Here is a 25713-nt window from a genome sequence, read left to right on the forward strand (position 1 = left end):
AAGGGGATTCTCAATTCAACGTGTTAACCGCTCTCAAACATTTGTTAACGAGTTGTTAATGATAAAAGATAAATAGATATTTTTGGATAATATTGCTTTTTGTAAGATGGAAATTAAGAAACTCAATATTATTATAACGCTCGGGTTTGTAGCTATTATCGGGATTTTAATAGCCCAGCTTCTATGGACCCGGCAGGCGTATAATCTTGAGGATAAAAAATTTAACCAAACGGTAAATATCGCTTTACTGGAAGTAGTGGAAAAATTGTCCGGCGGAAAAACGTCTTTCATTGAAAGCCCTGTTCAGAATATTTCCAATGATTATTACGTGGTTAATATTAATAATGAATTTCATCCTGCAGTTCTCGAGCATTATCTGAAAACAGAATTCAACCGTTTTCAGATCAATACAGATTATGTATATGCGTTGTACAATTGCCACAGTGATCAGATGATCTATGGGAAATACATTTCAAGTCATCAGGAGAATCCTAATGATAAGATGATTAAATTCCCCAAGCATAAAAACCTGGTTTATTATTTTTCCATACGTTTTCCGGATAAAACAACTTATCTGATAAGCTCACTCCGCTTTTGGTATTTGCTCACATTTGCCCTTATTATTATCCTGCTGGTATATGTATATTCCATTTACACCATTATTCAGCAAAAAAAATTCTCGGAACTGCAAAGAGATTTCATCAATAATATGACACATGAGTTTAAAACACCTCTTTCTTCTATACTTTTGGCTTCTGAAGCGCTTAGAAAGCAGGAACTCATCAAAGAAAATCCCAAACTGCAAACCTACACATCCATTATCACCGATCAAAGCTATAAGCTTAATCATCATATAGAAAAAATACTGAATATTGCAAGAAATGATGCTTCCGGACTTTCATTAAAACCCCAGAAAATCGTTTTACTGCCTTTTATTCAGGAAATTGTTGATACCATCAAGCAAAAGAATGAAAACCTTTCCATAGATATAGAAATTGATAGTTCCGTCTCAATTATTGCTGATGAGTTTCACTTTACTAATATCATTTACAATATTTTGGATAATTCTATCAAGTATTGTGAAACAAAACCTAAGATTCTAATTTCTTCATTTAAAGATTCAAAAGGCTTATATTTAAAATTTAAAGATAACGGAATGGGGATTCCGGCTAAAAACATTCCTCATATTTTTGATAAATTTTACCGGGTCAACACAAAAAAGAGTGATGAGGTAAATGGTTTTGGACTAGGATTATTTTATGTAAAAAAGATCATACAGCAACATAACTGGAAAATTTCAGTTGAAAATAATCCCGATAAAGGAATTACCATCACCTTATTTATACCATTTTAATGAATAGTATTCAAGCCATGGAAAAATCTAAAATTCTATATGCAGAAGATGACAGTACGATAGCATTCCTCATTCAGGACAGCCTGGAAAGCTATTACGAAATTTCCTGCTATTCTGATGGAAAATCCGCACTTGAAGCATTCAATAATGAGGATTTTGACATTTGCCTTCTGGACATCATGATGCCTGAACTCAACGGTTTTGAACTGGCACAATATATCCGTGAAAAAAACTCCGAAATCCCCATTATCTTCATTTCTGCAAAAGCATTGAAAGAAGACAGGATTAAAGGATTGAAAATTGGCGCAGATGATTATCTGGTAAAACCATTCAGCATAGAAGAACTCATCCTTAAAATTGAAGTTTTCCTGAAACGCTCAAAGAAAACAAATAGCCACCCCTTAAAATACAAAGTCGGAAAATATGACTTTGATCCAAAAAATTATACATTACAGGACGCCCAAAATACCATTACCCTCACTCAGAGAGAATCTGACTTACTTTTATATTTTATCCGTAATAAAAACACGGTTCTGAAAAGACAGGATATCCTGAAAGCTATTTGGGGCGATGATGATTATTTTATGGGACGAAGCCTGGATGTATTTATTTCAAGGCTGCGAAAAGTATTTGCAGAAGAGCAGAATATATTCATTGAAAATCTGCACGGAATAGGTTTCCGGTTTTCAGAGAAATAAATAGCACACCCATTCAAAATAACAAACAGTTATTGTTTGATTTTCTTTACATTTACTCTGCGAAAAATATTCATTCATGAAAAGATCAGGAACCTCTGTTTTTTTACTTCTTTTACTTTTTAGTTTACATTATAAAGCTCAACAATTCAAAAAACTTTATCAATATGTAAATCCTCTTATAGGAACTGAAAAAATGGGACACACCTATCCCGGAGCCACCGTTCCGTTTGGTGCAGTACAGCTAAGTCCCGAGACAGACTCCATTTCTTATGAACTCAACGGAAAATACAATGGCGAGGTTTACAAATATTGTGCAGGTTACCGGTATGAAGATAAAACGATCGTGGGTTTCAGTTCTACCCATTTCAGCGGAACCGGGCATTCGGACCTTGGAGATTTCCTGGTGATGCCGACTGTCGGAACATTACAATTAAATCCAGGGACGGCTTCAAATCCCGAAAAAGGTTATAGAAGCCGGTTTTCACATCAAAATGAAAAAGCCGAAGCCGGGTATTACCAGGTAAAGCTTGATGAAAACAATATTCTGGCTGAACTTACGGCTACAACCAGAGTTGGAGTACACCGTTATACTTTTCCAAAATCAGATCAGGCCCATATTATTTTAGATCTGATGGCCGGAATTTATAATTATGACGGCAAAAATGTATGGACCTACGTGCGTGCCGAAAATGATAACACAATCACAGGTTATAGACAAACCAATGGTTGGGCGAGAACACGAACAGTTTATTTTGCCATGAAGTTTTCAAAGCCGTTTAAATCTTATGGCCAGAAAAACTATGATGAGAAACAGGTGTACAGAGGATTCTGGAGAAAATTTGATCAGACTAAAAATTTCCCTGAAATCGCCGGAAAAAACCTGAAAATGTATTTCGATTTTGACACGAATGAAAATGAAGCCATAGAACTCAAATTAGCCATCTCTCCGGTAAGTCAGGCTAATGCATTAGATAATCTGGAAAAAGAAGCCGGAAACCTGTCTTTTGATCAGGTAAAAGCCAAAGCACAGGAAACTTGGAATAAAGAGCTCAATAAAATTGTGATTCAGGGGTCGGAGACTGAGAAAACCAATTTTTATACGGCTATGTATCATACATTCATTAATCCGACCATATATATGGATGTAAATGATGAATACAAAGGTTTGGATCAGAATATTCATAAAACTGATAACTTTACCAACTACACTACGTTTTCAATTTGGGATACATACCGTGCTTTGCATCCGTTTTTCAACATCACCCAGACTAAGCGCAACAATGATATGGTGAAATCCATGATGGCCCACTATAATCAGTTTTCTATGAAAATGTTGCCAATATGGTCCCATTATGCGAACGACAACTGGTGCATGAGCGGCTACCACAGTGTAAGCGTAGTTGCTGATGCTATTATTAAAGGAAATTATGACGGGGATCCAAAAGAAGCATTGAAAGCATGTGTGGAAACCGCCAGCAAAAGAGATTATGAAGGAATCGGGTATTATATGGATTTGGGATACATCCCTGCAGAGAAAAACGGAACCTCAGTTTCCAACACATTGGAATACGCCTATGACGATTGGGCCATTGCTCAATTAGCAAAACATGTAGGAGAAACTGAAATTTATAATCAATTCATCAAACGTTCCGAAAACTGGAAAAATAATTTTGATAAAAGCGTTGGCTTCATGCGTCCGCGTCTGACAGATGGAAGCTTCAAAAAAGATTTCGATTTGTTAAGTACGCACGGCCAGGGTTTCATTGAAGGCAATTCCTGGAATTACAGCTTTTTTGTGCCTCATAATCCTGACGGGCTTATTCAGATGATGGGCGGAAAGAAAAAATTTGCGGCAAAACTGGATGAATTGTTCACCATGCATTTACCTGATGAATTTTTCGCAGATACAGAAGATATTACACGAGAAGGAATTATCGGCGGATATGTTCACGGGAATGAGCCGGCCCACCACGTTGCCTATTTTTACAATTGGGCAGGACAACCTTGGAAAACACAGGCTCAGATCAGACATATCCTGGAAATGCAATATAAAGCAACCCCTGATGGATTGGGAGGAAATGATGATGCCGGACAAATGAGCGCCTGGTATATTTTAAGTTCATTGGGATTTTATCCTGTAGCTCCCGGATCGGAAGATTATGCAATCGGAAGCCCGGCTGTTGATCATGCTGTTCTTAATTTAGAAAACGGAAAGACATTTGAAATTGAAGCGATCAATCAAAGCCCGAAGAATGTGTATGTAGAAAAAATTCTTTTGAATGGGAAGGAAATCAAAAACTTCACTTTAAAACATTCTGATATTATGAAGGGCGGGAAATTGAGTTTTTATATGAGTTTTAAACCTAGAAAATAGTTTTCTCTAAACACGAACTGCACTAATTTTCACTAACAATTATTACACAATCTGTCATTCTGAGTGGAGCGAAAACTGGAAAAAGAATCTCTATTCATAATTTTATCCCGCAGATTGGGGCTTAATTCCTTGATAAATTGGTAAATAATTAAAATTCAAAACCACAATCTGTAATTTGCATACAACAACCATGATTTTGCATACATTCGATTTCTAATTTCTGTTGAATTTTGTGTCAATAAAAATCAACGATATGAAATTGAATCAGGTAACATTAGGAAATCAGGGATTAATAGTTCCGAAGATTGGATTGGGGTGTATGGGAATGACAGGTTTTGGTGATGCAGACATGTATGGCAAAACTGATGAGAAAGAAGCTATTGCAACGATTCACCGTTCTTTGGAATTGGGTGGAAATTTTCTGGATACTGCGGACCTGTACGGTCCTTTCAAAAACGAACAGCTGATTGCAAAAGCGATTGAAGGTAATCGCAATAAGTATATTATTGCAACAAAATTCGGTTGGGAGATTGATGACAACGAGCAAGTAACCTGGAAAATCAACGGAACAAAAGATTATGTAAAAAAATCTATAGAACGTTCTCTGAAAAATCTAAAAACAGATTACATCGACCTTTATTACATGCACCGTCTTGATAAAAATACACCTGTCGAGGAAACTGTCGGAGCAATGAGTGATTTGGTGAAGGAAGGAAAAATCGGTTATATCGGTTTGTCGGAAGTGTCATCCGAAACAGTGAAAAGAGCCCATGCCGTTCATCCGGTTTCTGCAGTACAAAGTGAATATTCTCTTTTTGAAAGAACTGTTGAAGAAAAAGGAGTTATCAAAACATTGAATGAACTGGGAATTGGTTTTGTTGCGTATTCACCTTTGGGAAGAGGCTTTTTGTCAGGGAATATCAAAACTATTGATGATTTGCCGGAAAATGATTTCAGAAGAGGAATTCCTCGTTTTCAGGAGCAACATTTTTATAAGAATATTGAGTTGGTGGAAGCCATTGAAGATTTGGCTAAAGAAAAGAATATCACTTCATCTCAATTGGCTTTGGCGTGGATCATCAGCAAAGGAATTCTTCCTATTCCGGGAACGAAACGCAGAAAATATCTTGAGCACAATATTGAAGCAGCAAATATTCAGCTGAGTGAATCTGAAATTCAAAAACTGGAAAGTATTATCCCTTTGGGAACAGATACGGGAGCAACTTATGATGACTTCGGAATGGCGCTTTTGGATTATTAATTTGTACCTTTATTTGCTTAAAATTAAATTATTTGAGTCGATTGTTATTCCGGCGAAGGAAAATCTCAATTTCTTTTTTTCCAAGATTCTTCCTTCGTCAGAATGATATATAATCACACCATTTATAATATAATAAAAGCGGGAGTTCTTCAACAAGCTCAGGTAAATTCAGACGCAAAAAGGCGCCATAAAAAGTTTAAACGTTATGAACACAATAAAATCTATTTCGGCATTTCACAAATTGCTTTCTCTTCCCGAGCCGAAGCACCCGATGGTAAGTGTTATTAATCTTTATGAAAGTGTTTTCATTGAGGATGATATATGGAAAGGTTTTGTGAGCAGGTATTATTGTGTTGCTCTAAAACGAAATGCAAAAGGAAAAATAAAATACGGCCAGCAACATTATGATTATGATAAAGGTGTATTGAGTTTTACGGCACCGAATCAGGTCCAATACCTGGATCTGAAGACAATGGAGTGTGAAAATACAGGGTATCTGCTGATTTTCCATGAAGATTATCTGTTGAAACATCCTTTGGCAAAGACAATTTCTTCTTATGGGTTTTTCTCGTACGCCGTGAATGAAGCCTTACATTTGTCTGAGGACGAGGAAAATGATCTGCTTGAAATTATGTATAAAATCGATAAGGAATGTCAGCATATCGATCATCACACGCAGGAAATTATTTTGTCGCAGATTGAATTGCTGCTGAATTATTCTAAACGTTTCTATGAGCGACAGTTCATTACCCGAAAAAGTGGAAGCCATCAACTGTTAACGAAATTTGAATCTTATTTAAATGATTATTTTGATAAAGAATCTTCTGATAAAGGACTTTTAACGGTGCATCAAATTGCAGAAGCAATGAATCTTTCTCCAAATTATCTGAGTGATCTTTTAAAAATTCATACCGGGCAGAACACGCAGCAGCATATTCATGAAAAGCTTATCAGCAAAGCGAAAGAAAAACTTTCGACAACAGATCTTTCAGTGAGTGAAATCGCGTATGAATTGGGATTTGAGCATTCGCAATCTTTTAGTACATTGTTTAAAAAGAAAACGAATATGTCCCCGCTGGAATTTAGGCAGTCTTTTAATTAATTTTACATACTTCCAAGATTTTACAGATATTGCATTTGACAAGGTTCCAAAATAAAAAGCGGACTATAATGCCCGCTCAGATTGATATACTTATCTGAATTGTTATACCGAACTTAGAAATCTCGTCTTGAATTTCAATCATTAATAATTAAAACCCAAAATCTATAATTTTATTTCCCTCCACCTTCATTCTTCTCAGTACCCGTCTTTGTATTTTCTTTTACCTTCTGGTTTCCGAAACGTTTGACGAACGTAAGGGAAAATCCGTACCAATCCCATCGGTTAGAATTTTGAAAAGTACCAATCTGGCTGTAGGTAGTGGTATTCATATTCGGTCTCTTGAAAATATTCATCAGCTGAAGACTGGTTTCTATCTGAGATGCCGGAAATATTTTTGTTACCGAAATATTATGAAAGAAATTGGTTTTGTTGGCAATAGAATTACCGCTATTCTGATTATCAACGCTAAACCAGGCGCCCAGATTAATGTTTTTATTGAAAAGATTGGTATAAGAGAGATTGGTAGAGCCCGAAAAATAGCTGATGTAATTTTGAGATGACAAATTATTTCTTGTATTGAAATCACTATTGTCTATATAATACCAACCAATTCCGAAATTGATATTCAGCTTGTTTTTCAGTAAATTCTGATTAGTGTTGGCAAAAAGATAGAATTTTTCAACTTTACCTTTGAAGTTAGCCGGCTGAGAAATTGTTTTACCGTCTTCTTCCACAAAAGTATTCCAGTAATCCTGATCGGTGAACATATATCTTGCAGAGATAAAATACTTTTTAAATAGTCCTAACTTCAATGCAACCCTGTCGTTCGGGTTAGGAAGAAGATCCATATTTCCCCTTGAATACAATCCGTCATTGTTAGGCATAAGAAAAGGATTAAATTCCGCATACCAAGGACGCCAAAGGCTATGATTATACGTTAAGGTTAAATCATAATTATTGGAGAAAGAGTATTTCAGCAAAAGGTTGGGTAAAAGTGTTCCATAGGAATCAGTTCGTTCAATATTTCCTACATCCTGCCTGATTTTGAAACGGATATATTCATAACGCAACCCGATTCTGGTTTCCAATTTTTTGAAAAATGTCTTGCTGTAATTGGCATACACAGAATTGATATTATCCGAATAATGAAAATTATTGCTTCTTGTATCATCAAAAATCCAATCACCATTGGAAAAATTATAATAGGTATTGGGAATTACATTATTATTAAAATTGGCTTTTCCACCCACTTCAAGATTTCCACCATTCTTTCCTAATGGCGTTGTATAATCCACCTTCAGATAATAATTCCGGTTCTGAGTATAATGATCAATACGCGATCCTTCTGGAGTTACCGAAGTATTGAATGTTTTAATAAAATCTGTTACTCCGTCATTGGAATTATAATTGCTCCCCAAATTGATATCCAAGATTTTGTTTTTTTCCTTGTCGTAATATTTATAAAAAATATTGGTTCCCAAATTACGTGTAAGCGAAGATGAGTTTTGATCCTGAACATAAGAATTCTGAAAGACATCATTGAGATAATTGGCTCCTGCAGCATTGGAAAAAGCATTTCCGTCACCCTGATAATATTCCATAACCAAACCGATGTTATTTTTTTCGTCAAGCTCAAATTCCGAAGTTGATGAAACGGAAGGATTCCTGTTTTTATAAGTATTTTCAGTATCAATAACGGTTACTAAATGATCTTTATAATAAGTATTCCTGGCAGAATTTTGTGTTATAAAAGTATTATCGCTATAACTCCCCGTAAAGGTTTGTGTGAAGCTTTTCTTATGATAATTGAGGTTTAAACTTCCATACTGGTTATTCTTCGTATTTTGAGTATTGGTAAGAGAGATACTGCCCTTTAAACCTTCATCATCACGTTTTTTCAATACGATATTGATCACAGCTCCTGTTGCTTCATACCGGGAAGAGGGACTGGTAATAACTTCAATTTTCAGGAGGTTATCCGCAGGAATCGTTTTGAGATATTCTTTCAGTTCTTTCCCTGTAAAAACCGATTTTCTGTCGTTGATGTAAACCGTTACCGATTCTCCCTCTGCTTTTATTACATCATTATTGTCTACACTTACCAAAGGAGACATTTTTACGATATCCCAGGTCGTATTCCCGGCCAGAATAGAGCTGTTGGCAACATTGAAAACCGTTCTGTCTGCCTTACTTTCCACCGTTGGTTTTTTGGCAACAATGGTGACGACTTCTATTTCTTTCTGTTTATTAAGAGTGTCTTTTTGAGTCTGTGCGACAATGAAAGTACTCAACAGAGATCCTCCCAATGTTAAAAATAGCTTCATGAAGTATTAATTCTTTACTGAATAAGACAGTCTATCCTAGAATTTTGTTACACAGATAAAAAAATAATAATAAAATAAACTGATAATCAATTAGTTTTATTGAAAATTATTTCTAAATATAGTGACGTATTTCAAATATAACGGCCTTACATTTAAAAAACCTCACATGCTAAAACATATGAGGCTGAGTTTATAAATATTTTGCTTCAAAAATATTACATGTTATTCCTGAACTTCAAAAAGCAATCGCTCTCCGAATTTTTCTTCATTAATTGTCCCATTATCATAAACCAGATGGCCGTTTACAAATGTATGGGTAACTTTGGAATGGAAATTCATTCCTTCCAATGGACTCCAACCACATTTATAAAGAATATTGTCTTTAGCAACCGTCCAGTTTTCATTTACATCAACCAAAACCAAATCCGCCTTATACCCTTCTCTTACAAACCCTCTTTTCTCCACTCTGAAAAGAATAGCCGGATTATGGCACATCTTCTCAACGATTTTTTCTAAAGAAATCCGTCCGTTTTTATAATTTTCAAGCATCACAATTAATGAATGCTGTACCAAAGGGGCTCCGGAAGGGCATTTTGTATAAACATTTTGTTTTTCTTCCGCTGTATGAGGGGCATGATCTGTTGCAATGATATCGATTCTGTCATCCAGAAGTGCTTCCCAAAGTCCGTCTTTATCTTTTTGAGTTTTTACGGCAGGATTCCATTTGATTAATCCTCCTTTCTTTTCATAGTCTTCATTGGTAAACGTTAAATGATGAACACAAACTTCCGCTGTAATTTTTTTATCTTGTAAAGGAATATCGTTTCTGAAGAGTGCCGTTTCTTTCGCTGTTGAAAGATGAAAAACGTGAAGCCTCGCACCTGTTTTTTGTGCCAGCTCGATAGCCTTTGAAGAAGATTTATAGCAGGCTTCTTCACTTCTGATCAGGTGATGAAATTTCACCGGAATATCTTCACCATATTCGTCTATATACTTCTGAGTATTTGCTTTAATGGTTGCTTCGTCTTCACAGTGTACGGCGATCAACATTTTGGTATTGCTGAAAATATTTTCCAGTGTCTCCGGATTATCAACCAGCATATTTCCGGTAGAAGAACCTAAAAAAAGTTTGATTCCCGGTACATTTCTCGGATCGGTCTTTAAAACCTCCTCCAGATTATCATTGGTTCCCCCCATCATAAAGCCGTAGTTGGCATAAGCTTTCTGAGAAGCAATTTCATACTTATCTGCTAGTAATTCCTGGGTTACTGCATTCGGAACGGTATTCGGCTGATCAATAAAACTCGTTACACCTCCTGCGATTGCCGATCTGGATTCACTTTCAATATCTCCTTTGTGGGTCAGTCCCGGTTCACGGAAATGCACCTGATCATCAATAACTCCGGGCAAAAGATACTTTCCGGAACCGTCAATGATCTGGTCTGCTTCTTCAGAAATAGTAGAATTTATTGTAGAAATCACATCATTTTCAATTAAAATATCGCTTTCAAAGATCAGTCCTTCGTTAACGATTTTTACATTTTTAATTAGGGTCTTCATTTTACTTTTTTTGATATAAAAGATTCATTTCCGCAAAATTAAGCTTTCAAAAACGATTTTTAAACATAAGTCTGAAAATTCTAAAATCTAATATTTACATTTGCAGAAAATTTTCAGAATTGTATAAGAAATTATTTGGGCAAACAGCAGTATATGGTCTTAGTTCTGTATTGGTCAGAATCTTTCCGTTCATTATTGCGCCCATAGTTACCAAGGCTTTTGGACCAGCTGCTTCATCTCCTTTCGTTGATTGGTATTCTATTGCCGGAGTAATTACCGTTTTGCTTACCCATGGTATGGAAACTTCTTTTTTCCGTTTTGCACAGGAAGAAAGCATCGATAAAAAGATTTTAATTTCTACTTGCTCCATGAGTATTATTGGCATAGGTCTTATCTACCTTATCCTGGGGTACATTTTCAGGCAGGATTTAGCCAATGCTTTTGAAACTCCCGATCAGGTCAGTTTTTTAGTCATTTTCCTGTTTATTTTGTCATTGGATGCGTTTTCCACTATACCTTCTGCCATCTTAAGGCTCGAAGGAAAAGCTTTTCAATATATGCTTTCCAAAGTGGCAGGGTCACTGGTATACTTCTTTTTGGTAGTCTTTTTTATCAAATGGCTTCCAAAGCATCCTGAAGGAATTTTAGGATTAAAGTATGATCCGGAATTCGGGGTAGGGTATGTTTTTGTTGCCAACCTTGTACAGAGCATCATCACTTTGCTTATCGTAGGAAAAGAGTTTGTAAACTTCAGTATTTCAAAATTCGATTTCAAATTATGGAAAAGGATCATGAACTATTCATGGCCTGTAATGATTGCAGGACTCGCAGGTATCGTGAACCAGACATTGGACAGACAATTCCTGAAATATCTTCTCCCGGATGAAGAAGCACGTCACCAAATTGGTGTTTATGGTGCAGTTTATAAAATAGCAACTTTTATCACGGTGTTCAGACAAGCTTATCAATTGGGGATTGAACCTTATTTTTTCTCAAGCTTCAAGAATAAAGATTCTCATAAAACATATGCCGTATTGATGGATATTTTTGTGATCTGCAGCTGTGTAATTTACATGGGCCTTATGGTCAATCTGCAATGGATATCTGAAAAATACCTCAGAAATCCCCTGTATTATGAAGGGATTGAAATTATTCCTTTTGTGATGTTAGGCGCCCTATTTCTGGGAATCTATCTTAATTTATCTATATGGTATAAATTATCTGACCAAACAAAAGTAGGTTTGTATATTTCTATAATCGGTGCCATTATTACGGTACTTATCAATTTCTTATTCATTCCTGAATATGGATATTGGGCAAGTGCAATAGCAGCATTGATCACTTTTACGTCGATGATGGTCATTTCCTATATTTGGGGGCAAATGCAATATCCCATTCATTATAATACAGGTAAAATAGTATTGTATCTTGCGGTTACGATTTCATTATCATTAGTTTCATTTTATTTCTTCAGAACCAACTATTTTGTGGGTAATTTATTCCTGTTAGCATTCTTCGCATTAGTTGCTTTTAATGAAAAAACTATTATAAAAAAGATACTCAAAAGATAGCTATCATCAGCATTATCAATTGTTTAAAACATTTCTCATAACTCAAGCCGCAATCTTTCATCGAATCTACATCAAGTATCTGTGAATTTTAATTACATTTGCCAAAAATCAATATGATTTTTTTGATTTTTAATAACAAAGAAATACAAATAGTATAACTAGAATATGAAAATTATTGTACCTATGGCTGGACGTGGCTCCAGATTACGTCCACATACGTTGACTGTTCCAAAACCCCTTATCCCTATTGCCGGAAAACCCATCGTACAAAGACTGGTAGAAGATATAGCCAAAGTAGCTGGCGAAGAAATAGAAGAAGTAGCTTTCATTATCGGAGATTTCGGTTCTGAAATTGAAAAATCGTTAATTCAGATCGCTGAAAAGCTAGGTGCTAAAGGAAGCATTTATTATCAAAACGATCCGTTGGGAACAGCCCATGCTATAAAATGCGCTGAAGCTTCCATGCAGGGTAATGTTGTGATCGCTTTTGCAGATACCCTTTTCCGTGCAGATTTTCAGCTGGATAAAAATTCAGACGGTGTGATCTGGGTAAAAAGCGTAGAAGATCCTTCCGCATTTGGAGTAGTGAAATTGGATAACTATGGATTCATTACCGATTTTGTTGAAAAACCACAGACATTCGTTTCTGATCTTGCCATTATCGGTATTTATTATTTCAACAGTGCTGAAAAACTGATGGATGAAATCAATTATATCATGGATAATGATATCAAAAACGGAGGTGAATATCAATTGACAACAGCTTTAGAAAACCTAAGGGCAAAAGGTGCTAAATTCACACTGGGCAAAGTAAATGACTGGATGGACTGCGGAAATAAAAATGCAACCGTAAATACCAACAGTAAAATTCTTGCTTATGAAAAAGAGGAAATGTCCACTTATCCGGCAACCGCTCAAATCGAAAATTCACTTATTATCCCGCCTTGCTTTATTGGCGAGAATGTGAAAATTTCCAATTCCAAGATAGGCCCGGGCGTTTCATTGGGGAATAATACAATCATCGTTAACTCCAATATCGAAAATTCATTGATCCAGGAAAACACCCAGATCAATCATGGGAACCTATCTAATTCAATGATTGGTAATTCCGCACAATATTTTGGAGTAGCGAGAGAAATTTCCCTGGGAGATTATTCCGTTCTGGATTTCTTATCTAAATAGAAAGTTTTTATAAATAATAATATAATCAAACCACACAAAAAGATTTTGTGTGGTTTGGCGTTAATATTGCAACGTTTTTCTTATATATGAAAGATAATAAATACATGAAACACTGGATCCCATTCATTATATTACTTCTCCTTGTCTCATCTTGTAAAACACGGAATGCAGCCAAGAAAAACAACGGCAGTTTACAGGACAGCACATACGTAGAGAACAGTAATGATCCAAAAGATGCCAATGAACCCGTAAGAGATAAGCTTACTTTTTACGAGCATGTGCTTATTCCCCCTAAGTTTGACCAGATCAAAATCAATAGTAAAGTAAACGTTGAGACCGGAAGTTTTGTCCCTACCCTGGATGCCACCATTTATATTGAAAACAATCAAAAAGTATGGATGAATTTATCAGCCTTATTCATCAATGTGGCAAGAGGAATAGCAACCCCAGAAGGCGTAAAGGGATATGACAAAACCAATAAGGCTTATATTGACTCTGATTTTGATTACCTCAACAATTTACTGAATGTTAATTTCATAGACTATAAATCTCTTGAGAAAATATTAATGGGAAGAACCTTTGTAAAAATCAGTGATTCCCAGTTCACCCTTACCAAAAATGCTCAGGGTTATAAAATGGTTTCAAATGCCAATCAGAGGATTGAAACGGATGAAAAATCAAGAGAGTATAAAATATCACTGCAATACGATGAAAATTATGATTTATTAAGCGTTCAGCTGAAAGATGTTTTGTCTCCTGATGAGCTGGAAATTTCTTACAGCAACTGGGATGAATATAATGGAATTCGTTTACCAAAAAATGTTAAAATAATTATAAAAGGCTCAAAAAGCAGTCAGATTTTAATGGAAAATACGAAATTTGATTTTTTGAAGATGGAAACTCCCTATTCAGTTCCAGCCAATTATAAGAAAATTGAGATTAAATGATTAAAAAATTTAGCTTTTTAATAGGTATTTTGTTGTTCAGTTTGCAGTATGGGCAAAAAAAAGAGCAATTACAAAAACAAAATGCTGAACTTAAAAAACAAATTGCGCAAATAAATTCTGAGTTAGCAAAAACGAGAAACGAATCCAAGCTTTCTATAGCCTATCTCACCAACGTTAATAAAAAACTGGCGTTAAGAGAAAAGGTATACAACAATACCCAAAAAGAAAAAAGATTCATTGAAGATGAAATTTACCTTCGGCAGCTGGAAATCAACCGTCAGAACAGAGAATTAGAAATCCTTAGAAAGAATTATGCTGAAGTTTTAGTAAATGCCTATAAAAACAAAGGGGTACAAAATAAGGTAACTTTCATCCTTTCTTCAAAAAATTTAGGAGAAGCTATAAGAAGAGTACAATATCTAAAACAATACTCTGATTATCAAGATAAGAAAGCAGCTGAAATTACAGATGCAGCAACTCAAATCAAAAAATCAATAGCTCAAAGACAAAAATCAGTTAAGGACAAAGAAGTTCTTCTTGTCAATCAGCAAAAGGATTTAACGACCATTAATGCTGAAAGAGCCCAAAAAGAACAACTTGTTGCGGATTTCAAGAAAAATGAAGCCAAGCTAACGGCAGAACTCAAGCAAAAGCAGACTCAAAACAAAGCCGTTGAAGCCCAGATCCGCACCATCATTGCAGAAGAAATAAGAATAGCTAAAGCAGAAGAAGAAGCCAGAAAAAAAGCCGAAGCGGAAAAAATACGTTTGGCCAAACTGGCTGCTGAAAGAGAAAAAGCAAGAATTGAGGCTGAAAATAAAGCCAGGGCAGAAGCTTTGGAAAGAGAAAGAAAGCTCGCAGAAGCCGAAGCAAAAAAAGCAGCCGATTTAGCAGCAAAAAGAGCTGAAGAAGAAAGAAAACGTACGGAAGAAGCAGCCAGATCGGAAGCAAGTGCCAAAGATGCAGCAAGGAAAGTGGCTGCTACAAAAGCTTCAGAAGAAGCCAATGCAAAAGCAAGGGAAGCGGCCAACAAATTAGCGGCTGCCAAAGCTGCAGAAGCTGCACTAGCCAAGAAAAAAGAAGACGAGAAAAAAGCAGCCGAATCTAAAGCAATGACCAATTTTGGTGTTTCTGCAGCAGCCGGAAATAATTTTGCCGCCAATAAGGGGAGATTAGGCTTTCCTGTTGACAAAGGACAAATCACACACCGGTTCGGAAGACAACAACATCCGGTTCTGAAAAATATTGTTGAAGAGAATAACGGGATAAAAATTTCCGTACCTTCAGGTACTCGTGCCAAGTCTGTATTCCCCGGATCTGTAACATCAGTTTTGGCGAGCAGCGACGGTACTAAAACTGTGATTGTAAAGCATGGAACCTACTTCACCATTTATTCCAATCTGGGAAGTGTAAGTGTTTCCAAAGGACAACAGGTTTCTGCCGGTACTCCCGTGGGGACTGTAGGACAGGATTTTGACGGTTCCTACACCCTTGATTTCCAAGTATGGAGTGGCAGCACGCCAGTTGATCCATTAGGTTGGGTTTCTTATTAAAAAAGATTAACTTTGCAAAAAATTTAGAATGGAAACATTAACAATATTAGCCTTATCATGGCAACATATTCTCATCGTAGCGATACTTCTTGTATTGCTTTTCGGAGGTAAAAAAATTCCGGAACTGATGAGAGGAGTAGGTTCAGGAATCAAAGAATTTAAAGATGCTGTAAAAGAAGAAGACAAACCAGGTTCAGAGAATAAAAATTCTTCAACTCATAATAACTCTTCTAGTAACTAAAATTCTTTTTAATTAATGAACTTTACTGAAACTGCATGGAAAGTCTTCAACCAATCTATTGAAGATTATCACGTGCTTGATGACGTTAACACTCTAATTAATAATCCGTTCGACAAAGATAGTTTGGAACGGATTTTGTATGCAAAGAACTGGATTGATACCGTTCAATGGCATTTGGAAGATATAATTAGAGATGAAAATATTGATCCGACTGAAGCTCTTCAACTCAAAAGAAGAATAGACGCCTCCAATCAGCAAAGAACTGATTTGGTAGAGTTTATAGACAGTTGGTTTCTTAAAAAGTTTGAAAATATAACTCCTAAACCCGATGCAAAAATCAATACGGAAACACCCGCTTGGGCTGTGGACAGATTATCAATACTTGCACTGAAGGTTTATCATATGTCACTAGAAGCTAATAGAGAATCCGCTTCTGAAGAGCACCGTTCCAATTGCCAGGCAAAGCTGGACGTGCTTCTTATACAGAAAGAGGATCTCTCAACTTCCATTAATCAGTTGCTTGCTGATATTGAGAACGGTAATGTTAAGATGAAAGTATACAAACAAATGAAAATGTATAACGATGAAAGTCTTAACCCAATCCTTTATCAAAAGGGGCAACAGAAATGAAACGACTAATTTTTTTTGGAGTACTACTACTAATCATAACTTCCTGTGCAACGGAAAAATTGAATTTTTCTCCGTTGTCTAATAATTTTTACAGTGACTCAAAGGGTTCAGATTCCGACAGGGGAGCAAAGAAAAGCATTGATATTAACATCAAGGAAAATGTAAATGCTTCGGAAATCTCCAATCTAATTTCAACCTTCCCACAGTTTAAGAATGCAGCTTTAAATGAAGAAATAACTTCATTGAAATACAGCCTTCAGAATTATTTATATGCAATAGATGCCAATAATCTATCCGGAAAAAACAGAGCCATTAAAAGCTTTGAAAAGGCCTATAAAAAAATTCAGAAGCTCAGACAGAATCTTAATAAGGATGATGATGAAGTTCTCAACAGATACCTGGTAAGATTAAAAACCAATATCACTGTTATCGAAGATTCTTTAAAAGGAAACTAAAAAACTATTAAACTATTAATGATTAAGATTCAGGCGGAAGCCAACGTTCCTACGGAACACGGTACTTTCCGGATGATTGCTTTCTCCGAAAACGAAAATGACTGGATGCCTCATATGGCTATTATAGCGGAAAATACAGATTTTTCTCAACCTGTAAATGTCCGTTTCCACTCAGAATGTATTACCGGAGAAGTTTTCCATTCAAAAAAATGTGAATGCGGCCAGCAATTAGATGCAGCCATGAAATATATCCATGAAAATGGAGGGATAATTATTTACCTTCGCCAGGAAGGCAGGAACATAGGAATTATCAATAAGCTTAAAGCCTACTCATTACAGGAAAAAGGATTGGATACTGTAGAAGCCAATTTACAATTGGGACTTCCTGCAGATGACCGGAACTTTGGAGTAGCAATTGAAATTTTAAACCTGTTGAACGTAAAAGACGTTAACCTTCTGACCAATAATCCTGAAAAGGTAAAACATGTAGTAGAAAGTAATATCCACCTTAATTCCAGGATTCCTTTACAAATACCGGCCAACGATATAAGCAGGGGATACCTGAAAACAAAGAAAGATTACTTTGGACATCTTTTGGATGATAATGATAATTAAAATATAAAGCAAAAGCTCCGGAATTTCTCCCGGAGCTTTTTTGTAATTATAAAAAACTGAAAAGATATTTTCTGATTAAGGCTTCGTTTTGATTTTAGACTCATCAATATTGTAATATTGAACTACAGCATTATAGTCATTATAATCTACACTAGCATTTTTCCCTGTACTTGCCGGAACAACCACCACTCTGAATTTTTTATTGGTATAATACGTGGAGTTGGTATCTAAATTCAATGTAGAAGTAGAATTCACATAAATTCCAATATCATATTTACTGAAATCAAATGTATAATCAACCTCATCATTGTTTGCATTTCCTACATAAAAAGTATATGGAAGTAATTTCCAGATTGGAGAGTTGTTTGTCGTAAGTCCTGTCTGTAAATAAATGAGAACAACATCAGATTCTACCAAAGGGGTATTAAATTCATCACTATATTCATACAAATTAGTATTTACTTTACTAAAAGTAGGATTAATATCGTACGCTACTGAGTAAGTATCATGATCTTCGTAAACCACATCATCATTATTATCATCACAGCTAAAAATGAATAAGCTCACAAAAGCCAAAAATAAAAATGGAAGAAATTTTTTCATTGTAATAAGAGTTTAGTTTATTATTGATTATGCACATTCAAAACATATACCAAAAAACTCAAAAACATTCTTTATCCTGATTTTTTTAATTGTATTTTTGTTCTTATTCAAAAATCATGAACAAAATAGTTTACATATCCTTCATCGTATTCTCTTTTATCAGTTCTAAAGTAGCAGCACAGTATCAGCCTAAAAACCTTTCTCAGGCTGACCTGAATAAAGCTCAGCAGTGGGTGGATAAGACCTACAATTCCCTTTCACAGGATGAAAAATTAGGACAGCTTTTTATTGTGGCTCTTTATACCAACAAAGACGAAAGCCACATCAATCAGGTAAGGAATATTGTTGTAAACGATAAAATAGGCGGTTTGATCCTGATGCAGGATGATGCGGCAAGGGAAATTAACCTCGTCAATGAATTCCAACAGAAATCCAAAGTTCCCTTAATGATCGGAATGGATGCGGAATGGGGCTTATATCAAAGAATTGCTGCTGCTCATAAATTTCCGTGGGCAATGACTTTAGGAGCTATTCAGGATAAAAACTTAATTTATCAGATGGCTTCAAAAATTGCTGAAGACTGTAAAAGAATGGGAATCAATTGGGATTTTGCCCCGGTTGTTGACGTTAATACCAATCCAAATAACCCGATCATCGGGAACAGAAGCTTTGGTTCAGAGGTGAATAATGTGATCAATTCAGCACTATCCTATTCAAACGGGTTACAGGATCATAATATTCTGGCCGCCATAAAACATTTCCCGGGTCATGGTGATACCAGTACGGATTCACACCTTGATCTCCCGGTTGTTTCTCACAATATCGACAGATTGAATACTGTTGAATTAGCCCCATTCAAGGCCTTAATGAATAAAGGAATCGGCGGGGTTATGGTAGCTCATTTATACGTTCCTTCTTTGGAATCAGGCAAAGGAATTCCGGCTTCTGTTTCTAAAAACATTATTACAGGCTTACTGAAAGAAAAACTGGGCTTCAAAGGACTTATCATTACTGATGCGTTAAATATGGGCGCCGTAGCCAATAAGTACACTCCGGGAGAACTCGATGCTTTAGCCTTTAAGGCAGGAAACGACATCATGTTATTCTCTCAAGGTGTAGCTGAAGGAAAAAAACTAATTCAGAAGGCTATTGACAATGGAGAAATCCCTCAGTCCAGAGTGGAGGAAAGTGTAAAGAAAATTTTATTGACCAAATATTTTCTGGGACTATCTCAATACTCTCCGAAGAATCCGGACAACGTTAATTATGATCTTAATAATAATTCCCATAAGAAGTTAGTCCAAAACCTTTATGCAAATGCATTAACCTTGCTAAAGGATGAGAAAAAGCTGCTTCCGCTTAACTGCAAAGGAACCTATTATTATGTTCCATTAGAAGAAGCTCCTTATCAGACTTTTGTCAACCAATTAAATTTGGGTACAACGGTAATAGTGAAAAAAGCCAGTGAAATTAATACAATTCCGGCAGGTTCAACGGTAATTGTAGGGTTGCATAAAGATAATTCTACCGCTTATAAACCTTATAAAATTTCAGCAGAATCAAAGAAAATAGTAGCTGATCTCTCAAAAAAACAAAATGTGATCTTAAATGTTTTCGGAAGCGCATATGCATTAAAAGATATGGATCTATCAAAGGTTTCTACGGTTCTGGTTTCTTATGAGAACAATGATGATTCTATGACTGCAACGGCAGATGCATTGAATGGAAAAACAAAAATATGGGGAAGACTCCCCGTATTGGTCAATGACAACCTCAAAGCAGGAATGGGAATGGATTTAAATATAGTAACTGTTTCCGCTAATTCCAATACAAGTTCAACAGTATTCACAACACCAAAACAACCATAAAATAATGAAAATAGGCATACTTTGCTATCCAACATACGGAGGAAGCGGAATCGTAGCAACGGAACTCGGAATGTCTCTCGCCAACAAAGGCTATGAAGTTCATTTTATCAGCTCTGCTCTTCCGGCAAGATTAGACATCACAAATCCTAACATTTTCTTTCACCGGGTGAATGTCCAGACCTACCCTCTTTTCCAGTATCAACCTTATGACATTGCGTTAAGCTCCATGATTTACCGTGTCGTTAATCTTTATAAGCTGGATTTACTTCATGCCCATTACGCTATTCCTTACGCTTACGCAGCCTTTACAGCCAAGCAAATGCTTCAGGAAGATGATAATGACATTCCATTGGTTACAACACTTCACGGAACGGATATTACGTTAGTAGGGCAACACCCGAGCTATAAGCATGCCGTAGAATTCTCTATTAATAAATCAGATGCCATTACATCCGTATCTGAAAGTTTAAAAAAAGATACTTTACAGTTTTTCAATATCAAGAAAGAAATTCAGGTGATTACCAATTTTATTGATAATTCCGAGTTTGATGATTGCAACGAATGTCAAAGAACCCAGTTTGCCAATCCTGATGAAAAGATATTGATCCATGTTTCTAACCTTAGACCGGTAAAACGTGTAGAAGAAGTGCTGCAGATTTTCAAAAATGTAGAGAAAAAAGTAAAATCCAAGCTGATTATCATCGGGGAAGGGCCGGATATGGAAAAAATCAATCAATTCCTGGAGGAAAACCCGGAACTGATTTCCAAGATCCGCCTTCTTGGAAAAGTAAACGACCTGTACAGGATTCTACAGCTTTCGGATGTGTTTCTGCTTCCTTCCGAACAGGAAAGCTTTGGTTTAGCTGCGCTTGAGGCGATGGCAGCGAATACACCTGTTATCAGTTCCAATGCAGGAGGGATTCCAGAAGTAAATATCCAGGGAGAAACAGGTTATTTAGCTGAGATCGGAAATGTAGAAGCCATGAGCAATTATACCATTAAGCTTTTAAGCAATGAAGATCTTTTAGCCAAAATGAAGAAAAATGCGAAAGAGCAGGCGGTAAAATTCGATTTAAAAAACATTCTTCCTATTTATGAAGAAATGTACAGAACGACCATAGAAAATTTTAAAAGAGAATTGTCGAGAGTGTAATGCTATAGGATAACCATTCATCATACTCTAAACGATCAATGGAATCGACTCAATTAATTGATCACTTTTCAAAATACATACAGCTCAATACCGAAGAAGTTGAGCTAATCCATTCATTATTCTCTTATAAGAGCTTAAAAAAGAAAGAGTTTTTATTGAGAAGCGGTGATATATGCAGAACAGAAAGCTTTATCATCAGCGGATGTCTGAGAACCTTTTCAATTGATGAGAATGGCTTTGAGCATACATTAACATTTGCCATAGAAGATTGGTGGACGGGAGATTTATTAAGCTTCTTTACCGAAACGTCTACTTCTTATAATATTGTTGCGTTAGAAGACAGTGAAATTCTACAGATCACCAAAACAGATCTGGACAAGCTATATCTTAAAGTCCCAAAACTTGAACGGTATTTCAGGCAGCTCATCCAAAACGCCTATGTAGCACAGCAACAAAGAATCGATCAGAACCTCTCCCAAACAGCCGAACAACGATATCTTTCTTTTGTTGAAAAGTATCCTGTCCTTTTACAAAGAATTCCACAAAAACATATTGCCTCATATCTTGGCATCACACCGGTATTTTTGAGTATGCTTAGAAAAAAATTAAGTCAGAGATAATTTCTTCAACTACTTTAATTTTTTTGTTCCCTGTTATGATCAATTTTGTTTTAAAATTATCATATGAAAAACAAAATTTTTAACACCCACAAAGACTGGACAGGATTAGTAATGAGACTTACGATTGGATTGATCATTTTTCCTCATGGTGCACAGAAAATGCTGGGATGGTTTCAGGGACCGGGATTTAGTAAAGAGATGGAACATTTAACGGTACATATGCATCTGCCCTGGCTTATTTCAATCTCTGTAATCCTGATAGAGTTTTTTGGTGCCATTTCTTTAATTATTGGATTTGCGTCAAGAGTATGGGCTATCATTTTCGGCATTTTATTTACAGGCATCATTTTTACAGCCCATTTAGAGTATGGTTTTTTTATGAATTGGTTTGGCAATCAGAAAGGAGAAGGCTATGAGTATCATTTACTGGTCATCGGTTTATGTATCGCTTTATTACTGAATGGAAGCGGGAAGTATTCGGCAGATCAGCTGATTCAAAAAAAAACCAATCAGTATTACATGAACTTTTAACCAAAATAAATAAAAAGACGAAAGAACTTATTATAAAATTTACATTGAAAAACATTCATCCTATGTAGGAAGAAATTTATAGAACGACCATAGAAAATTTCAAAATGAAACTGTCAAAAATATAATACTTCTGTTATATTTGTAATACACTCATGACTGAAAAACTACTTCAATATCTTTGGAACCATAAGGTTTTCAACAATTCTGACTTCAAGGATGTTGAAGGGATTCCCATTGAAATCCTGGACTTCGGACAATGGAACACCAATGCGGGTCCGGATTTCTTACTGGCTAAAATTAAAATTAACAATGTTGTTCTGGCAGGAAATATCGAGCTTCATATCAAGTCTTCTGACTGGATTTTCCACCGTCACTCCAATGACCCCAATTATGAAAATATAATCCTTCATGTTGTTTTCCATCATGATATTGAAATTGACGACTTAAAAAACAACAATATTCCGACTTTGGAATTGAGGAATCATATTGATCAGCAGCTTCTTTTGCAATATGAAAAATTGGTCAATGGAAGTCATTTCATCCCATGTGAATCCATTTTTGATAAAAATAAGATACCTGTCAATTTTCATGAAGAAAATATCATTAAAAAACTAGACGAAAAATCGGTTGAGCTCGAAAAAAGTTTAGAGGAATATAAAAATAATTTTGAAGCGGTTTTATTCCACAGCTTTGCCTATTCTTTCGGATTAAAGGTCAATGCATTTACTTTTAAGCAGATTGCAGAAAGTATTGATTTCAGCATCATCAATAAAGTCAGGCAAAATAAAGTTCAAATGGAAGCATTATTATTCGGAATTTCCGGCTGGCTTGATATTCCGCAGGATGAACCCATGAAAATATGGAAAAGAGAATTTGATTTTATAAAAAATAAATTCAGAATCTCTGATATCAGGTTTCATCCTAAATTCCTGCGGTTAAGGCCATCCAATTTTCCAACGATCCGCTTATCTCAACTTGCCGACCTTTATAATCAACAGCATTTATTCTCAAAAATCATTACAGCAAAAAATAAGGATGAATTAATGCAACTATTTGCAATGGTAAAAGCATCTGATTACTGGAATAACCATTTTAGCTTTGGAAAAATTACGAAAACCAGCCATGTTAAATATTTGAGCAAAGATTTTATAGAGCTCATTATTCTCAATACCATTCTTCCTTTAAAATATACCTACCATAAATACCATAAGGAAGAAATCACAGACGAGATCTTAGATTTTTACAGAAATATTCCGGCAGAAAAAAATTCACTTATTGATAATTGGAGAAATCTTGGACTGGATATTACGAGTGCTTTGGAAAGTCAAAGCCTTATTTATCAGTATTCCGGTGCGTGTAAAGAAAAAAATTGCTTAAATTGCAGTATTGGATTTAAACTTTTAAAAGAATCTTCAAATGCTTGATAATATTCGTCATAAAATGGAAAGAGAATGGTTTGGCGTTCTTACAAGAATGGGGGCCAAATTGGGAATTCCAGTTTCTAAACTGAGGGTTTTCTTTATCTATTCTACTTTTGCAACAGCCGGATTTTTTTTCCTGATCTATCTCGGATTGGCATTTACGCTTTGGATTAAGGATATTTTCATTACAAGAAGACCCAGTGTTTTTGATTTATAGCTATGGAGTTTTTACAGATTACGTCACCCGACGATTACAGAATTCAGGAAATTTTCAATTCTTACTGCACCACTTTCCCTGAAGATGAAAGAAGAGATTGGTATCAGTTTGTAGGACTTTTTTCCAATCCCAGTGTCAAAATAATCTCAGTACTGCATGAAGCCCAAAATATCGGATATCTGATCATTTGGGAATTAAGCAACCATATTTTTGTAGAGCATTTTGAAGTGTTTGCTGACTTCAGAAGTCAAAAACTAGGTTCACATATCACAGGCTATTTATTTAAAAATTTTCCGAGAATTATTCTTGAAATTGAACCCGGACACGCAGGAGAAGATGCACAGAGGCGATATTCTTTTTATCAGAAAAACGGTTTTAAATTAATTGATGAAATGTATGTACAACCAAGTTACGGTGAAGGAAAAAAAGCACTTGATCTTTGGCTATTAGCCAACTATTCCCCCGAAAACCTAAAAGAAATCAAAGAAGAAATTTATGATATCGTTTATCATTAATATATAAAGCCGGAAATTTTCCGGCTTTTTTATTTTCTAAGCACCCACAGATACCAATTTACACAGATAAAAATAAAGGGCAAACATCTGCGTTATCTGCTCAATCAGCGGGCGATTAACATCAATTTACCTGATATTCAAGTTTTATGGTAATGCTCGCTTCTTTTTCCTTAGAAGATGTATTGAAGGTGCCTCCATAGGAATAGTCCTCATTAGAATTCGGGGCCGTAATCTGAATGACACCCATTGTGGCTTTTTTAAGATTGCCTAAACTACTTCCTGAATTTTCAGCAATTTTTTCAGCTCGCTCTTTCGCATCCTTGGTTGCCGCAGCAATCATTTCCTGCTTCACACTAGCCAGCTTGGTATAGAAATAGTTAGGCGCGGAAGAGGTAAACTCAACACCGCGATTAATGATCTCCGTGATATTTCTTGAAAGATTTTCAATTTTAGCAACCTCCTTACTTTCAATAGAAACTTTTTGAGTCAGGTTATACCCGGAAAATTCTCCCTGGACATAATTCCCGTTGGAATCATTATAGCTTCTGAACTGTTTCTGAATATCTACTGAAGAAAATACGATTTCACCCTGTTTTATCCCTTTTGAAATAAGATAATCATTGATGATCTTTCTGTCTATAGCCAATTCATCATAAGCCGATTTCAGATCAACATTATTTTTTGAAAAACTTCCGGACCACGTAATAAGATCAGAAGTGAATTGTTTGGTTCCTAAACCCGTAACGGAAATTGTATTCTCAGATTTATTCCTGTTTTTAATGGCGTTTCCTAAAAGCCCGAGTCCGATAATAAAGCCAAGTGCCGCAATGGCAATAGCTATAATATTTTTATTCATAAATTTTGCGAATTGGTTTGATTTTTCAATTTATAATATCACATCAATTCCCATTCCAAATT

General features: G+C 35.7%; 24 protein-coding genes. 20 read left to right on the top strand and 4 right to left on the bottom strand.

Annotated features, from left to right (window positions below):
* Positions 1 to 106: 106 nt before the first annotated feature.
* The 5 genes from BCF58_RS12280 (at position 107) to BCF58_RS12300 (ending at position 6789) form a co-directional block, all read left to right on the top strand.
* Positions 107 to 1354: a sensor histidine kinase gene (locus BCF58_RS12280; protein WP_121462129.1), complete on the top strand. Its 1248-nt coding sequence runs from the start codon at positions 107 to 109 to the stop codon at positions 1352 to 1354.
* 17 nt (positions 1355 to 1371) lie between these two features.
* On the top strand, positions 1372 to 2052 hold the full coding sequence (locus BCF58_RS12285) for a response regulator transcription factor (RefSeq protein ID WP_121462889.1): 681 nt from the start codon (positions 1372 to 1374) through the stop codon (positions 2050 to 2052).
* Between the two features lie 76 nt (positions 2053 to 2128).
* Positions 2129 to 4426, top strand: a complete 2298-nt coding sequence (locus BCF58_RS12290; RefSeq protein ID WP_121462130.1) for a GH92 family glycosyl hydrolase — start codon at positions 2129 to 2131, stop codon at positions 4424 to 4426.
* A 253-nt stretch (positions 4427 to 4679) separates the two neighbouring features.
* Entirely contained in the window at positions 4680 to 5687 is a 1008-nt protein-coding gene (locus BCF58_RS12295; protein WP_121462131.1) for an aldo/keto reductase, read from the top strand.
* A 205-nt stretch (positions 5688 to 5892) separates the two neighbouring features.
* Positions 5893 to 6789, top strand: a complete 897-nt coding sequence (locus BCF58_RS12300; RefSeq protein ID WP_121462132.1) for a helix-turn-helix domain-containing protein — start codon at positions 5893 to 5895, stop codon at positions 6787 to 6789.
* A gap of 170 nt (positions 6790 to 6959) precedes the next feature.
* On the opposite strand, the gene BCF58_RS12305 is transcribed toward BCF58_RS12300, so the two are convergent.
* Positions 6960 to 9113 carry an outer membrane beta-barrel family protein gene (locus tag BCF58_RS12305; RefSeq protein WP_121462133.1) on the bottom strand — a complete coding sequence of 718 codons (2154 nt, stop codon included), beginning with the start codon at positions 9111 to 9113 and terminating at the stop codon, positions 6960 to 6962.
* 222 nt (positions 9114 to 9335) lie between these two features.
* Entirely contained in the window at positions 9336 to 10673 is a 1338-nt protein-coding gene (locus BCF58_RS12310) for a dihydroorotase (protein WP_121462134.1), read from the bottom strand.
* A gap of 119 nt (positions 10674 to 10792) precedes the next feature.
* Between BCF58_RS12310 and BCF58_RS12315 the strand changes: the two genes are divergently transcribed.
* The 8 genes from BCF58_RS12315 (at position 10793) to ribA (ending at position 17867) form a co-directional block, all read left to right on the top strand.
* A complete protein-coding gene (locus BCF58_RS12315) occupies positions 10793 to 12244 on the top strand; it encodes a lipopolysaccharide biosynthesis protein (RefSeq protein WP_121462135.1) in 1452 nt (483 codons plus the stop codon).
* A gap of 165 nt (positions 12245 to 12409) precedes the next feature.
* Positions 12410 to 13426, top strand: coding sequence for a sugar phosphate nucleotidyltransferase (locus BCF58_RS12320; protein ID WP_121462136.1), 1017 nt, complete (start codon positions 12410 to 12412; stop codon positions 13424 to 13426).
* A 104-nt stretch (positions 13427 to 13530) separates the two neighbouring features.
* Positions 13531 to 14373 carry a DUF4292 domain-containing protein gene (locus BCF58_RS12325; protein ID WP_121462890.1) on the top strand — a complete coding sequence of 281 codons (843 nt, stop codon included), beginning with the start codon at positions 13531 to 13533 and terminating at the stop codon, positions 14371 to 14373.
* On the top strand, positions 14370 to 15926 hold the full coding sequence (locus tag BCF58_RS12330; RefSeq protein WP_121462137.1) for a peptidoglycan DD-metalloendopeptidase family protein: 1557 nt from the start codon (positions 14370 to 14372) through the stop codon (positions 15924 to 15926). The genes BCF58_RS12325 and BCF58_RS12330 overlap by 4 nt, the downstream gene beginning before the upstream one ends.
* Before the next feature lie 28 nt (positions 15927 to 15954).
* On the top strand, positions 15955 to 16167 hold the full coding sequence (locus BCF58_RS12335; protein WP_121462138.1) for a twin-arginine translocase TatA/TatE family subunit: 213 nt from the start codon (positions 15955 to 15957) through the stop codon (positions 16165 to 16167).
* Positions 16168 to 16182: 15 nt separating this feature from the next.
* Entirely contained in the window at positions 16183 to 16797 is a 615-nt protein-coding gene (locus tag BCF58_RS12340) for a DUF4254 domain-containing protein (RefSeq protein WP_121462139.1), read from the top strand.
* The gene (locus tag BCF58_RS12345; RefSeq protein ID WP_121462140.1) at positions 16794 to 17252 is read left to right on the top strand and encodes a hypothetical protein; all 459 of its coding nucleotides are present in this window, start codon (positions 16794 to 16796) and stop codon (positions 17250 to 17252) included. Before BCF58_RS12340 ends, BCF58_RS12345 begins: the two co-directional genes overlap by 4 nt.
* An 18-nt stretch (positions 17253 to 17270) precedes the next feature.
* Positions 17271 to 17867 (top strand): GTP cyclohydrolase II, encoded by a 597-nt coding sequence (gene ribA / locus BCF58_RS12350; protein WP_121462141.1) that lies wholly within the window; start codon positions 17271 to 17273, stop codon positions 17865 to 17867.
* 75 nt (positions 17868 to 17942) lie between these two features.
* Here ribA and BCF58_RS12355 read toward each other — a convergent pair whose 3' ends face one another.
* Positions 17943 to 18470, bottom strand: a complete 528-nt coding sequence (locus BCF58_RS12355) for a hypothetical protein (protein WP_121462142.1) — start codon at positions 18468 to 18470, stop codon at positions 17943 to 17945.
* Positions 18471 to 18586: 116 nt separating this feature from the next.
* Here BCF58_RS12355 and BCF58_RS12360 point away from each other — a divergent pair, with 116 nt between their 5' ends.
* The 7 genes from BCF58_RS12360 to BCF58_RS12390 all read left to right on the top strand — a co-directional run bounded on the left by BCF58_RS12360 (position 18587) and on the right by BCF58_RS12390 (position 24795).
* Positions 18587 to 20338: a glycoside hydrolase family 3 protein gene (locus BCF58_RS12360; protein ID WP_121462143.1), complete on the top strand. Its 1752-nt coding sequence runs from the start codon at positions 18587 to 18589 to the stop codon at positions 20336 to 20338.
* 4 nt (positions 20339 to 20342) lie between these two features.
* Entirely contained in the window at positions 20343 to 21491 is a 1149-nt protein-coding gene (gene bshA / locus BCF58_RS12365) for an N-acetyl-alpha-D-glucosaminyl L-malate synthase BshA (protein ID WP_121462144.1), read from the top strand.
* 38 nt (positions 21492 to 21529) lie between these two features.
* Complete coding sequence (locus tag BCF58_RS12370) at positions 21530 to 22111, top strand: Crp/Fnr family transcriptional regulator (RefSeq protein ID WP_121462145.1); 582 nt, start codon at positions 21530 to 21532, stop codon at positions 22109 to 22111.
* A gap of 63 nt (positions 22112 to 22174) precedes the next feature.
* The gene (locus BCF58_RS12375; protein WP_121462146.1) at positions 22175 to 22642 is read left to right on the top strand and encodes a DoxX family protein; all 468 of its coding nucleotides are present in this window, start codon (positions 22175 to 22177) and stop codon (positions 22640 to 22642) included.
* A gap of 152 nt (positions 22643 to 22794) precedes the next feature.
* Positions 22795 to 24066, top strand: coding sequence for a DUF2851 family protein (locus tag BCF58_RS12380; RefSeq protein WP_121462147.1), 1272 nt, complete (start codon positions 22795 to 22797; stop codon positions 24064 to 24066).
* Positions 24059 to 24280, top strand: a complete 222-nt coding sequence (locus BCF58_RS12385) for a PspC family transcriptional regulator (RefSeq protein ID WP_007839346.1) — start codon at positions 24059 to 24061, stop codon at positions 24278 to 24280. The genes BCF58_RS12380 and BCF58_RS12385 overlap by 8 nt, the downstream gene beginning before the upstream one ends.
* Positions 24281 to 24282: 2 nt before the next feature.
* Positions 24283 to 24795, top strand: a complete 513-nt coding sequence (locus BCF58_RS12390) for a GNAT family N-acetyltransferase (protein WP_121462148.1) — start codon at positions 24283 to 24285, stop codon at positions 24793 to 24795.
* A 121-nt stretch (positions 24796 to 24916) separates the two neighbouring features.
* Here the strand turns inward: BCF58_RS12390 and BCF58_RS12395 are convergent, their stop codons facing one another.
* On the bottom strand, positions 24917 to 25651 hold the full coding sequence (locus BCF58_RS12395; protein WP_121462149.1) for an SIMPL domain-containing protein: 735 nt from the start codon (positions 25649 to 25651) through the stop codon (positions 24917 to 24919).
* Positions 25652 to 25713 lie beyond the last annotated feature (62 nt).

The sequence above is a fragment of the Chryseobacterium defluvii genome, assembly GCF_003634775.1.
GTDB classification, from domain to species: domain Bacteria; phylum Bacteroidota; class Bacteroidia; order Flavobacteriales; family Weeksellaceae; genus Chryseobacterium; species Chryseobacterium defluvii.